This window comes from Streptomyces sp. NPDC050448, from assembly GCF_040655295.1.
Taxonomy (GTDB): Bacteria; Actinomycetota; Actinomycetes; order Streptomycetales; family Streptomycetaceae; genus Streptomyces.
Genome location: NZ_JBFAJR010000053.1, coordinates 26,067 through 38,081, shown reverse-complemented (window position 1 = coordinate 38,081; position 12,015 = coordinate 26,067). Strand labels below are relative to the sequence as shown.

At 71.9% G+C, this 12,015-nt stretch carries 10 protein-coding genes and 4 pseudogenes; 8 read left to right on the top strand and 6 right to left on the bottom strand.

All coding sequences use genetic code 11. The features are described 5' to 3' along the window. A pseudogene (locus AB0I68_RS36170) lies at nucleotides 1–381 on the top strand (2-oxoacid:ferredoxin oxidoreductase subunit beta); the annotation flags it as partial. Nucleotides 382–413: 32 nt separating this feature from the next. On the opposite strand, the gene AB0I68_RS36165 reads toward AB0I68_RS36170, so the two are convergent. Continuing rightward, nucleotides 414–800 (bottom strand): helix-turn-helix domain-containing protein, encoded by a 387-nt coding sequence (locus AB0I68_RS36165; RefSeq protein WP_363181647.1) that lies wholly within the window; start codon nucleotides 798–800, stop codon nucleotides 414–416. Nucleotides 801–889: 89 nt separating this feature from the next. On the opposite strand from AB0I68_RS36165, the gene AB0I68_RS36160 reads away from it, so the two are divergent. The 4 genes and pseudogenes from AB0I68_RS36160 to AB0I68_RS36145 all read left to right on the top strand — a co-directional run. Next, a complete protein-coding gene (locus AB0I68_RS36160; RefSeq protein WP_363181646.1) occupies nucleotides 890–1,744 on the top strand; it encodes an SDR family oxidoreductase in 855 nt (284 codons plus the stop codon). Between the two features lie 139 nt (nucleotides 1,745–1,883). Further along, on the top strand, nucleotides 1,884–2,834 hold the full coding sequence (gene rarD / locus AB0I68_RS36155; protein WP_363181645.1) for an EamA family transporter RarD: 951 nt from the start codon (nucleotides 1,884–1,886) through the stop codon (nucleotides 2,832–2,834). Nucleotides 2,835–3,005: 171 nt separating this feature from the next. Next, nucleotides 3,006–3,254, top strand: a pseudogene (locus AB0I68_RS36150) (M28 family peptidase); the annotation flags it as partial. Nucleotides 3,255–3,267: 13 nt separating this feature from the next. Continuing rightward, nucleotides 3,268–3,375, top strand: a pseudogene (locus AB0I68_RS36145) (proprotein convertase P-domain-containing protein); the annotation flags it as partial. A 39-nt stretch (nucleotides 3,376–3,414) separates the two neighbouring features. Here AB0I68_RS36145 and AB0I68_RS36140 read toward each other — a convergent pair. From AB0I68_RS36140 to AB0I68_RS36125, 4 genes are all read right to left on the bottom strand, one after another. Then, nucleotides 3,415–3,834, bottom strand: a complete 420-nt coding sequence (locus AB0I68_RS36140) for a hypothetical protein (protein ID WP_363181644.1) — start codon at nucleotides 3,832–3,834, stop codon at nucleotides 3,415–3,417. After that, the gene (locus AB0I68_RS36135; protein WP_352217498.1) at nucleotides 3,831–4,034 is read right to left on the bottom strand and encodes a hypothetical protein; all 204 of its coding nucleotides are present in this window, start codon (nucleotides 4,032–4,034) and stop codon (nucleotides 3,831–3,833) included. Before AB0I68_RS36135 ends, AB0I68_RS36140 begins: the two co-directional genes overlap by 4 nt. A gap of 109 nt (nucleotides 4,035–4,143) precedes the next feature. Then, nucleotides 4,144–5,364, bottom strand: coding sequence for a DUF2092 domain-containing protein (locus AB0I68_RS36130; RefSeq protein WP_363181643.1), 1,221 nt, complete (start codon nucleotides 5,362–5,364; stop codon nucleotides 4,144–4,146). Nucleotides 5,365–5,562: 198 nt separating this feature from the next. Further along, nucleotides 5,563–6,573 (bottom strand): polyprenyl synthetase family protein, encoded by a 1,011-nt coding sequence (locus AB0I68_RS36125; protein WP_363181642.1) that lies wholly within the window; start codon nucleotides 6,571–6,573, stop codon nucleotides 5,563–5,565. Between the two features lie 437 nt (nucleotides 6,574–7,010). On the opposite strand from AB0I68_RS36125, the gene AB0I68_RS36120 reads away from it, so the two are divergent. Then, nucleotides 7,011–9,038 carry a CocE/NonD family hydrolase gene (locus AB0I68_RS36120; protein WP_363181641.1) on the top strand — a complete coding sequence of 676 codons (2,028 nt, stop codon included), beginning with the start codon at nucleotides 7,011–7,013 and terminating at the stop codon, nucleotides 9,036–9,038. A gap of 49 nt (nucleotides 9,039–9,087) precedes the next feature. Here AB0I68_RS36120 and AB0I68_RS36115 read toward each other — a convergent pair whose 3' ends face one another. Beyond that, the gene (locus AB0I68_RS36115; protein ID WP_363181640.1) at nucleotides 9,088–9,906 is read right to left on the bottom strand and encodes an HAD family hydrolase; all 819 of its coding nucleotides are present in this window, start codon (nucleotides 9,904–9,906) and stop codon (nucleotides 9,088–9,090) included. A gap of 141 nt (nucleotides 9,907–10,047) precedes the next feature. Between AB0I68_RS36115 and fahA the strand changes: the two genes are divergently transcribed. Further along, nucleotides 10,048–11,271, top strand: a complete 1,224-nt coding sequence (fahA, locus tag AB0I68_RS36110; protein ID WP_363181638.1) for a fumarylacetoacetase — start codon at nucleotides 10,048–10,050, stop codon at nucleotides 11,269–11,271. A 138-nt stretch (nucleotides 11,272–11,409) separates the two neighbouring features. Continuing rightward, nucleotides 11,410–11,793, top strand: a pseudogene (locus AB0I68_RS36105) (winged helix-turn-helix domain-containing protein); the annotation flags it as partial. Between the last annotated feature and the right edge of the window lie 222 nt (nucleotides 11,794–12,015).

Genomic DNA, 12,015 nt, shown 5'->3' with positions numbered 1-12,015 from the left:
AAGGACAGCACACAGGCACAGGAAGCCGTGATCCGGCTGGAGCACGGGCAGCCGATCCGCTTCGGCGCCGACGGACACAAGGGCGTCGTGCGCAATCAGACCACCGGAGAACTGGAGGTCGTCGCGGTGACCCCGGAGAACGAATCCCGCATCCTGGTCCACGACGCGCACAGCACCGGCCCGACCACGGCGTTCGCACTGTCCCGCCTCGCCGACCCCGACACCCTGCACCAGACACCCATCGGGGTGTTCCGCAGCGTGGAGCGGCCCGTCTACGACACCCTGATGGCCGACCAGCTCGACACCGCCGTCGACAACAAGGGCAAGGGCGACCTCAGCACCCTGCTCGCCGGCAACGACACCTGGACGGTCGTCGGCTAGCACCACCCGTACGAGCGACGGCCCGGAGTTCCTCAGGAGCTCCGGGCTTCGTCGTACGCGGCGCGCGCCGCCTGGACGTCCATGGTGCGCCGCTCGGTCCAGCGGGCGAGGGCCCACACCTGCTCGGCGGCCTCGCGCCCCAGCTCGGTGAGCGAGTAGTCCACCCGCGGCGGGATCACGGGCTTGGCGTCGCGCAGCAGGAATCCGTCGCGCTCCAGCGTCTGCAGGGTCTGGGCCAGCATCTTCTCGCTGACGCCGCCCACCTCCCGGCGCAGTTCGCTGAACCGGTACGAGCGCTCGACGAGGGCGGCCAGGACCAGCACGCCCCAGCGGCTGGTGACGTGCTCGAGCACTCCGCGGGAGGGGCACATCGGGGCCTTGACCGTCACGGCCGGCACCCCGTCCTTACTTACCTTCATACCAGTACCTTACTTTGAAGTGGGTACTTACGGCCAGTTAGCGCTCTCTTTTAGAGTGGTGGCACACCCCAACGCAAGGAGCGCACCCCATGAGCATCGTCGTCACCGGAGCCACCGGAGCCCTCGGCCGCCTCGTCGTCGAGGAGCTGCTGAACCGGATCCCCGCCGAGCGCGTCGCCGTCGTCGTCCGCAGCAAGGAGAAGGCCGCCGACCTGGCCGAGCGCGGCGTCGAGGTGCGCGTCGCGGACTACGACGCCCCCGAGACCCTGGCCGCCGCCTTCCGCTCCGGCGACCGCGTCCTGCTGATCTCCGGCAACGAGGTCGGCCGTCGCGTGCCGCAGCACACCGCCGTGATCGAGGCCGCGCGGGCCGCCGGCGTCGCCCAGCTCGCGTACACCGGGATCCTCGGCGGCCCCGAGGCCGACTTCGACCTGGCCGCCGAGCACAAGGTCACCGAGCAGGCCATCCTCGACTCCGGCCTCCCCTACACCTTCCTGCGCAACGGCTGGTACCACGAGAACTACACCGGCCACCTGGGCACCGTCCTGGAGCACGGCGCGGTCGTGGGCAGCGCGGGCGAGGGCCGGATCGCCTCCGCCGCCCGGGCGGACTACGCGGCTGCGGCCGCCGCCGTGCTGACCGGCGAGGGCCACCTGAACCAGGTGTACGAGCTCTCCGGCGACACCGCCTGGAGCCTGGCGGAGTACGCGGCCGAGATCGCGGCGCAGTCCGGCAAGGAGGTCGCGTACTCCGAGGTCCCGGCCGACGCGCACCGGTCGATCCTGACCGGCGCCGGGGTCCCCGAGGGCTTCGCGGCCCTTCTCGTCGACGTGGACGCGGCGATCTCCCGCGGCCGGCTGGCCCACACCGGCGGGGACCTGTCCCGCCTCATCGGCCGCCCGACGACCCCGGTGGCCCACGCGATCGCCTCGGCCCTGGCCTGAGCCGGACCGGCCTGAGCCGGACCGGCCCCGGTCACGCAAGGCTTCGAAGGTGTCATGAGTATCTCTGGCCTACGGGCATGACATCCGGCGCGTCCGGCGCTACCTTCGTGAAGTTGGCTGGAATGTGACTGGAGGCCCCGTGAAGGCGGAGAACGAGCAGCGCACGGGTTTGCTCTATGGATTCGGCGCATACGGACTATGGGGGCTCGTCCCCCTCTTCTGGCCGCTGCTCAAGCCCTCCGGGGCCATCGAGATCCTCGCCCACCGCATGGTGTGGTCGCTGGGCGTCGTCGCGGTCCTGCTGCTGGCCATGCGCCGCTGGGGCTGGATACGGGAGCTGCTCCGGCAGCCGCGCAAGCTCGGCCTGACCGCACTGGCCGCCTCGGTGATCTCCGTGAACTGGGGCCTGTACATCTGGGCCGTCAACAACGGCGCGGTCGTCGAGGCCAGCCTGGGCTACTTCATCAACCCGCTGGTCACCATCGCGATCGGCGTGCTGGTCCTCGGTGAGCGGCTGCGCCGGGCACAGTGGGCGGCCGTCGGCATCGGCGTCGCCGCGGTGCTGGTGCTCGCCATCGGGTACGGGCGGCCGCCGTGGATCTCGCTGGTGCTGGCCTTCTCCTTCGCGGCCTACGGGCTGATCAAGAAGAAGCTCAACATGGGCGGGGTCGAGTCGCTCGCCGCCGAGACGGCGCTGCTGTTCCCGCCCGCCCTCGGCTACCTGCTGTGGCTGGGCGCACAGGGCCGGTCGAGCTTCGCCACAGAGGGCCTCGGGCACTCGGCGCTGCTCGCCTCGACCGGACTGGTCACCGCGATCCCGCTGGTCTTCTTCGGGGCGGCCGCGATCCGGGTCCCGCTGTCCACGCTCGGGCTGCTCCAGTACCTGGCCCCGGTGTTCCAGTTCGGGCTCGGCGTCGTGTACTTCCACGAGGCGATGCCGCCCGAGCGCTGGGCCGGCTTCTCCCTGGTCTGGGCCGCGCTCGCGCTGCTGACCTGGGATGCGCTGCGTACGGCGGGCAAGAACCGGGCCCGGCTCGAAGCGGCCCGCGCAGCCGGGCCGGTGGCGGCCCCGGAGCCCGAGCCCGCGTAGCACCGCGCCGCACCCCGGGACCCCGATACCCCGATACCCCGACGATCCCCGCCATGGAGCCTCATGGCGGGGATCGTCCGTTTCCCGAACCGCCCTGACCGGATCCCGGACTTGACGGACAGTCACACAGCCGCTGAACATCAGGCTCGCACTGACGCACGATCGCCCACCAAGCTGGACGCGGCCGGCTTCACCACCACCCTGCAGACCTTCACCAGCAGCGGCGCGACCGGCTACAACCTGATCGCCGACTGGCCGGGCGGCGACCCGAACGCGGCGCTGATGGCCGGCTCGCACCTGGACTCGGTGACCGCCGGTCCCGGCATCAACGACAACGGATCCGGCTCGGCCGCCATCCTGGAGACCGCACTGGCCGTCTCGCGCGCACAGATCCAGCCCACCAAACACCTGCGGTTCGGATGCGGCGGACGACGTGGTGGCCTCGTACACGGTCAACGCCTCCGGCGAGGTGGCCAACGGCGTCTGGAAACTCCAGGTCAAGGACGTGGCGGCGCAGGACGTCGGCTACATCAACAGCTGGAAGATCACCTTCTGGGACTCGCTCCGAGGGCGCGCCCCCTCAGGACGCGTCCTCTGTGCGGGCCTGCGGCGGGACCGTCAGCGGCTCCTGTATCAGCGCGCGGAGTTCCTCGGCCACCGCGCCGATGTCCGCGCGGCCCAGCTTCGCCGCCTCCACCAGGTCGCCGAGGTCCTCCGGCGAGGGCAGCTGCTTGGCTCCCGCCACGCGCAGGTACGAGCGGGTGGCGGCCGCCGCGTAGAACTCGTTCATCGGCGACTCCAGCGCCGGGCAGACCGCGAGGGTGTGCAGGAACGCGGCGGCCCGCCACGCGGTGTCCGGGGCGGGCTGTTCGGGCACCAGGACGAGGTCGTTCTGGTGCCGGGCGACCGCGGCGGCCACCCCGGAGGGATCCCACACGGCGGGATCTGACGGGAGATGGTGGGCCAGAGCGGTCCAGGCCCACTCCATGGTGATCTTCAATTGCCGAACCGCTCCTGGAAGTAGCTCCAGTGATCGGCGAACTCCTCGATGCCGGAAAGGAAGTTCTTCCGGTCCTCGTCGAGCTCACGTTCCGTCACCTCGGTGATCAGCGCGGTGACCGTCGTCCCCAGCGCCGCCGCGCGCGCCTTGAGACGCTCGTGGAACTCTTCGTTCAGGCGGATGGTGACGTGTCTCGACATGCTTTTCACGGTACAGCGGGCCCGCTGTACACAGGGCCGGAACGGCAGAAGGGTGGGCAGGGACACAGTCCCCGCCCACCCTCGGACAGTCGTACCCGCCCTGCTGCCGCTACTTGTTGGCGTCGGCCGCCTGCACCAGCGCGTCCTTGGTGACCGCGCCGACGTAGACCTTGCCGTCGTCGGTGATCAGGGCGTTGACCAGGCGGGTCTTGAAGACCCGGCCCTCGCCGAACGTGCCGGTGACCTTGCCCCCGAGGGAGTCGAGGAACTGCTTGGCCTCCTTGGGCGCGTTCTTGTCGTTCTCGATGTCCTTCAGGCCCTTGCCGGCGCCCGTGTCGATCCGGGCGATCGTCGACCAGCCCTCGCCGAGCACCTTCATGTCGCCCTTGCCGCCCTTGCCGCCCGCGCCGCCGGTCAGGGCGTCGAGGCCGGGGAAGGACTCCAGGCCCTTGAACTCCTTGCCGTGGCCGGCGCCGCCCTTGCCCGCCTCGGCCGCGCCCTCGGTCACCTTGGCGCCCTTGGGCGCCGTGAAGGCGAAGGTGTCGGCCGACGGCTTGGCGAAGTCCACCTTGGTGAACCCGGCGTCGACGATCGGCTTGCCGCCCTCGGTGGCCAGGAGCTGCACCCGCAGCGGCACGCCGTTCTTGGCATCCACCGCGATCTTGACCGAGTTGACCGTGGATCCGCCGTGCTTGGGCTTCAGCACCAGCTGGTACGCGTCCCGGCCGGCCACCTGCGCGGTGTCGCCCACGCTGACGTCCGTGGTCGGGCCGGCGGCCTTCAGGATGTCCTGGGCCAGCTGCTGGGGCGAAGCGCCGCCCAGCCGGTCGGCCGTCTTCTTGTGGTCCTTGCCCTGCGCCGCGCCTTCGGTGTCCTTCTCGTGCCAGACCTCGTTGGCCTTGGTGTCGTACCCCCAGACGTCGGCGCCGTTGCGGATGAGGCTGTACTCGTCCTTGCCGTCCACGAACGTGAGCTTCTGGCGGTCCGGGCCGTCGGCCGCGACGCGCACGGTGTGCGTGCCGTTCGCCAACTGCGCGAGCTTGTCCTCGGGGTTGGCCGAGCCGCCCGCGACGCCCCCGCCGCCGCCGAGCAGGCCGCTCGCCAGGGTCGGCAGACCCAGGTCGGTGCTGACCTTCGCGCTGCCGGACAGCTGCTGCACGTCCGAGGCGGCCACCTTCTCGATGAGCTGCTGTGCCGTCATCTTCGGCAGGTCCGGGCCGCCGGAGTTCGCGAAGGCCGGGACCATCGCCACGGTCGCGGCGGCCACACCCGCCACCGCTACCGGTACGGCGTACCGGGCGGCCTTGCGGGTCTTTGCGTTCGTTGCCATGTCTGCCCTACCTCTTCGTCACCCGTTCTGCTGTGTCTCCATCTGACCAAGACAGAGGGGGTCGGGGCGTCACTCCCCGGGCTCAACTCCGCGTACACCCCAGGGATGACACGGCGAGGGCCCTGCATCCCGTACCCGTAGGGGATGCAGGGCCCTCGCCTCTGCCGATGGCCGTACCCGGTCGTACCGGGTCACGTCCTAGCCGGCGCGGTGCACCACCGCGTCGCACAGCTCCTCGAGCGCCGACTTCGCGAAGCACTCCGGCAGCGGCGCGAGCGTGGCCCGCGCGTCCTGCGCGTACCGGATGGTGTCGCGGCGGGCCTGCTCCAGGGCGGGGTGCACCCGCAGCCGGGCGAGCACCTCCGCGTGCAGGGCGTCGTCGGCGAGATCGCCGTCCAGGAGGCCTACGAGTTCCAGGTCGCCCGGGTCGCCGCCCTGGGCCGCCATCTCGCGCAGCCGCAGCACGGGCAGCGTCGGGATCCCCTCGCGCAGGTCCGTCCCCGGGGTCTTGCCGGACTCGTGCGAGTCGGAGGCGATGTCCAGGACGTCGTCGGCGAGCTGGAAGGCGATACCGAGGCGCTCGCCGTACTGGGTCAGGATGTCGACGACCGACTCGTCGGCGCCGGACATCAGCGCGCCGAACCGGCCGGAGACCGCGATCAGCGAACCGGTCTTGCCGGCCATGACGTCGAGGTAGTGCGCGACCGGGTCGCGGCCGTCGCGCGGGCCGGCCGTCTCCAGGATCTGGCCCGTCACCAGCCGCTCGAAGGCCTCGGCCTGGATGCGTACGGCCTCCGGCCCGAGGTCGGCCAGGATGTGCGAGGCGCGGGCGAACAGGAAGTCACCCGTCAGGACGGCCACCGAGTTGCCCCAGCGGGCGTTGGCGCTGGCCACGCCGCGGCGCTCGTCCGCCTCGTCCATGATGTCGTCGTGGTAGAGCGTCGCCAGATGGGTGAGCTCGACGACGACGGCGGCGGGCACGATTCCGGGCGCGTAGGGATCGCCGAATCGGGAGGCCAGCATCACCAGCAGCGGCCGGAACCGCTTGCCCCCGGCGCGCAGCAGGTGTTGTGCGGCCTCGGTGATGAAGGGGACTTCGCTCTTGGTGGCCTCCAGCAGACCCGCCTCGACGGCGGCAAGCCCCGCCTGGACATCGGTCTCAAGAGCCTGGTCCCGCACGCTCAGTCCGAACGGCCCGACGACGGTCACGAGGGGTACTCCTGTCTGCTGACGATCACGCTGACGATCACCTGGATTGTCGATGTGTCGCTGCCATCACTCAAGCCAGCGTATCCGGTCTGTTTTCGATCACCGAGAGCGCCCGCCATGTCGCCACCCGAGCACCGCCCGATGCGCACCGGTATGTTCATGAGGAGCCGAAACAACCGGAGAATGCGTTTTGTCCAGAACTTCAACCGAAATAGAGGAACGGGCGGAACCGGTCGGCCCGAGGCGGACCTGCGCCGCGCCGTGCGCCGGACCGTCTCGGGGCTCCTCTCCGCAGGCGTGCTCGCCACTCTTCTGGCGGGCACCGGCCTGCCGACGGGGCGACGCCCGGCCGTGATCGCCCCGGCGCCGTGGCCCCGGCGCCGTGGCCGCGGCGCACGATGCACCCCGTCCACTGAGGCGAACGAGGTGGTTAGCGCATGATCATCCGTACCGAGTTCCCGTACGAGGCCACGCACGAGGACGTCCGGATCCCGATGGCCGACGGCGTGGAGCTGTACGCCCGGATCTGGCGCCCGCTGACGGACGAGCCGGTCCCGGCGCTGCTGGAGTACCTGCCGTACCGGCTGACGGACTGGACCGCCCCACGGGACCGGCAGCGCCACCCCTGGTACGCCGGGCACGGCTACGCCTCGGTGCGGGTGGACGTACGGGGCCACGGCTGCAGCGGCGGGAACCCGGGCGACGAGTACGACGCGCGGGAACTGGCCGACGGGGTCGCGGTGGTGGAGTGGCTGGCGGCGCAGCCGTGGTGCACGGGATCAGTGGGGATGTTCGGGATCTCCTGGGGCGGCTTCAACTCCCTCCAGATCGCGGCGCTGGCGCCCGAGGCACTGAAGGCGGTCGTCACGGTCTGCTCGACGGACGACCGGTACGACAACGACGTCCACTACATGGGCGGCTCGGTGCTGGCCGTGGACATGCACGCGTGGGCGGCGACCATGCTGGCCTTCGCGGCCCGGCCGCCGGACCCGCTGTACGCCGGCGACGGCTGGCGGGAGCAGTGGCTGGCGCGGCTGGAATCCGTCGAACCCCTGGTCCACACCTGGCTGGCGCACCAGACGCGGGACGACTACTGGCGCCACGGCAGCGTCTGCGAGGACTACCCGGCGATCGGCGCGGCCGTCCTCGCGGTGGGCGGCTGGCACGACCCGTACCGGGACGCGGTGCTGCGGCTGGTGTCCCACCTGCCCGCCGACCGGGTGCGGGGGCTGATCGGCCCGTGGTCGCACCAGTACCCGGACCGGGGGCTGCCCGGTCCGGCGATCGGGTTCCTCCAGGAGACGCTGCGGTGGTGGGACCACTGGCTCAAGGGTGATTCCGACAGCGCACCGGGCGAAGGGGCCAACGGGGTGATGGACGAGCCCTTGCTGCGCTCCTGGATCTCCGAGTCCCATCCGCCGGCGACCACGTACGAGGTGCTCCCGGGCCGCTGGGTCGGGGACGCGCAGTGGCCCTCCCCCGCCGTCACCCCCGTCACGTACGCGCTCCAGGGCGCGCCGGTGGCCGTGGCGTCCCCGCAGCACACGGGGCTGGACGCGGGGCGGTTCTTCCCCTTCGGCAACGAGGCGGACCTGCCGCCGGACCAGCGGGAGGAGGATGCCAAGTCGGCCTGCTTCGAGTTCCCGGTGGGGCGCGAGCCGGTGGAGATCCTGGGCCGCGCCCAGGTGACGGCCCGGCTGCGGATGGACGTCCCGTACGGCCAGGTGGTGGCCCGGCTGTGCGATGTGGCGCCCGACGGCTCCTCCACGCTGATCACCCGGGGCGCCCTGAACCTCTCCGCCCGCCTGGGCCGGGACAAGGCGGTCCCCTGGCCGGTGGGCGCGTACGAGGACGTGGTCTTCGAGCTGAACGGCACCGGCCACCGCTTCGCGGCCGGCCACCGGATCCGGCTCGCGCTGTCCTCGGCGTACTGGCCGTGGATCTGGCCGCGGGCCGGCTCGGAGGCGGGCTGGACCCTGGACCCGGCGGGCAGCGCCCTGGTCCTCCCGGTCCGGTCCCCCGGATCCGACGGCTCCGGCCCGGAGATCGCCTTCGGACCGCCGGAGCAGTCGGAGCCGCTCGGTGTCGCCGTCCCGGCCACGCTGGACGAGCCGCGGCCGGAACGGCTGGTCGTACGGGACGTCGCGCGCGGGACCTGGCGGCTGGAGGTGGACCCGCGGTACGGGGGCACGCGGGTGTATCCGGACGGCCTGGAGTCCGGCGAGGACGCGCTGGAGGTGTACGAGATCGCCTCGGCGGACCCACTGTCGGCCCGGACCCGCTCGGACTGGCGGATCCGGCTGCACCGGCCCGAGCTGGCCTGGGACGTACGGGTGGAGACCCGGTCGGAAATCTCGTGCGACGAGGGCGGCTTCGTGACCTCGAACGAGCTGGTGTGCCGGGAGGGTGACGAGGTGGTCTTCCACCGCACGTGGGAGCGCCGCCTCCCCCGCGCGGCGGGCTGACCCGTCACAGGGTGAACCGTCAGGCGGTGACCCGTCAGAGGCCGGCCCGTCAGGGAAAGAGGCGTTCCAGGACCACCGCGATGCCGTCCTCCTCGTTCGAGAGGGTCAGCTCGTCGGCCACGGCCACCAGCTCGCGGTGGGCGTTGGCCATCGCCACGCCGTGCGCCGCCCACGCGAACATCGGGATGTCGTTCGGCATGTCGCCGAAGGCGATCGTCGAGGACGGGCCGACGCCCAGGACCTCCGCGGCCAGGGCCAGCCCGCTCGCCTTGCTGACGCCCGGCGGCTGGAGCTCCACCGTGTGCTCCCCCGCCATCGTCACGTTCACCAGGTCCCCGACCACCGAACGGGCGACCCGCGTCAGCTCGTCGTCGTCCAGCTCCGGGTGCTGGAGCAGCACCTTGTTGATCGGCGCGGCCCACAGATCGCCGCGCCCGCGCACCCGGACCGTCGGCAGATGCGGGTGCCACATCCGATAGCCCGGCCCTATCAGCATCTCGGCGTCCACCCCTTCCTGGTTGACCGCCGCGTACAGCTCGCCGATCTCCGCCTCGATCTTCCCGAGCGCCACCTCCGCCAGGTCCCGGTCCAGCGGAATGGAGTGCAACAGGCGTGCGCACGCCGTGTCATACACCTGCGCGCCCTGCCCGCACACCGCGAGCCCCGTGTAGCCGAGGTCATCCAGGACATGTTGGACCTGCGGGACGGGGCGTCCGGTGACGATGATGTGCTGGGCGCCGGCGGCGCGCGCCGTCGCGAGCGCCGCATACGAGCGCGCGGAGACGGTGTCTCCGGCGCGCAGCAGGGTCCCGTCCAGGTCAGTGGCGATCAAGGCGAAGGGGAGGTCCGAAAGCGGGGCGGAAGTCACTGCGCAAGGATACGGACCCCAGTGGACAAGTCCTACAAATAGAGCCCGAATCCGGCCTCCCACACGCCCCACCCGCCACGTAACGTATCAACCAGCCCGCCGGGATACCCCCGGACCGCGTCGAAAGCGAGGCAGTACCCCATGCCCCAGCAGAGCCCCCTCGATGTCCCCGAGGGCGACCCGTTCGGGCCGCACAACCTCCCGTACGGCGTGTTCTCCACCTCCGGGGAAAACCGCCGTCGCATCGGCGTGCGCATCGGCGGACACGTGCTCGACGCGGGGGCGGTCGCGGTCGCGCTCGGTTCCCCGTACGCCGCACTGCTCGGACAGTCCTCGCTCAACCCGCTGCTGGCCGCAGGGCGCACCGCATGGCGCGACGTGCGCCGCGCGCTGACCGCCTGGGTGACCGACCCCGGCCACCGCGAGACGGTCGAGCCGCACCTCGTCCCGCTGGACGCCGTCACCCTGCACCTGCCGTACGAGGTCGCCGACTACGTCGACTTCTACGCGAGCGAGCACCACGCCACCAACGTCGGCAGGATGTTCCGTCCGGACGGGGACGCCCTCACCCCCAACTGGAAGCAGCTGCCGATCGGTTACCACGGCCGCTCCGGCACGATCGTCGTCTCCGGCACCGACGTCGTCCGCCCCTCCGGGCAGCGCAAGGCCCCCACCGACCCGGCGCCCGTCTTCGGCCCGTCCGTCAAGCTCGACATCGAGGCCGAGGTCGGCTTCGTCGTCGGCACCCCGTCCGAGCTGGGCCGCCCGGTGCCGCTGGGCGCCTTCGAGGACCACGTCTTCGGGCTGTTCCTGCTCAACGACTGGTCGGCGCGCGACATCCAGGCCTGGGAGTACGTGCCGCTGGGCCCCTTCCTCGGCAAGTCCTTCGCCACCTCCGTCTCCGCCTGGGTGACCCCGCTGGAGGCCCTGGAGGCGGCCCGGGTCACCCCGCCGGCCCGCGACTACCCGCTGCTGCCCTACCTCGACGACGCCGACGCCGACCGGCCCGGCGGCTTCGACCTGCACATCACCGTCTCCATCAACGGGCAGGAAGTCGCGCAGCCGCCGTTCGCGACGATGTACTGGACCGCCGCCCAGCAGCTCGCGCACATGACGGTCAACGGCGCTTCCCTGCGCACCGGGGACGTCTACGGCTCGGGCACGGTCAGCGGCCCCGAGGTCGGGCAGCGCGGCTCGCTCCTGGAGCTGACGTGGAACGGCCGCGACGCCATCGAGCTCGCCGACGGCAAGCGCACCTTCCTCGAGGACGGCGACACCGTCACCCTCACCGCCTGGGCTCCGGGCCCCGAGGGCATCCGCGTCGGCCTCGGCGAGGTCACCGGCCGCATTGCGGGATCCCGCTAGTCCGCCCGTCGGGACGAACGGCATCGCCGGGGTGGCGGATCTTTCCGCCGCCCCGGTGAACCAGCAGGTCACAGCCCTGCGTTCGGGCCGCCCGGTGGCGCAACACTGTGGCGACACCACCGGCTGGGGCCCGTCGGCATGTTCCCTGCCATGCCAGCCGAACGCACCCGTGAGCACACCGCCCCCTCGCCGCCGCGCGCCGGCGGCGACTGCGCGCGGACCAGGCGCGGCAGCTTGCCGACCTAGCGCCACCAGATCCTGGCCGGCGGCTGCCCCGGCGGGGTCCTCCCCTTGGAGGACGCCCTCGCCGCCGACTACGGAGCCGGCCGCAACACCGTCCGCCAGGCCCTCGACCTGCTGCGCGGCGAGCAGCTCGTCGAACGCCGGCCCGGGGGCGGGACCGTCGTCGTCTGCGAGAAGTACCCCCACGGCCTCGACCGCCTCCAGGGCCTGGCCGAGACCCTGCACGAGCACGGCCGCGTGACCAACGAGGTCCGCGCCGTCGGCCCGGTGCGCGCCCCGGAACGCGGACGTCCGCAAGGCCGCCGTCCTCTCCCTGCGCGCCCACCGCACCACCCCGCAGGCCCGCACGGCCCTGGCCACGGCCACCTCGGACTCGGACGCGGACGTCCGCGCATATGCCGCCCGCCTTTGGCTCCGTCAACACCACGGGATCGTTCACACGCGGGGACGATCCCCGACCGATCCCCGGCGATACGCTGGACGGACTCGCGAGACTCCAGT

Bases quoted from the DNA above. Each gene is read 5' to 3' on its own strand.
- AB0I68_RS36160 (WP_363181646.1), top strand. From the start codon at position 890: ATGAGCATCGTCGTCACCGGAGCCACCGGAGCCCTCGGCCGCCTCGTC.
- fahA (WP_363181638.1), top strand. From the start codon at position 10,048: ATGCCCCAGCAGAGCCCCCTCGATGTCCCCGAGGGCGACCCGTTCGGG.
- AB0I68_RS36130 (WP_363181643.1), bottom strand. From the start codon at position 5,364: ATGGCAACGAACGCAAAGACCCGCAAGGCCGCCCGGTACGCCGTACCG.
- AB0I68_RS36135 (WP_352217498.1), bottom strand. From the start codon at position 4,034: ATGTCGAGACACGTCACCATCCGCCTGAACGAAGAGTTCCACGAGCGT.
- AB0I68_RS36120 (WP_363181641.1), top strand. From the start codon at position 7,011: ATGATCATCCGTACCGAGTTCCCGTACGAGGCCACGCACGAGGACGTC.
- AB0I68_RS36165 (WP_363181647.1), bottom strand. From the start codon at position 800: ATGAAGGTAAGTAAGGACGGGGTGCCGGCCGTGACGGTCAAGGCCCCG.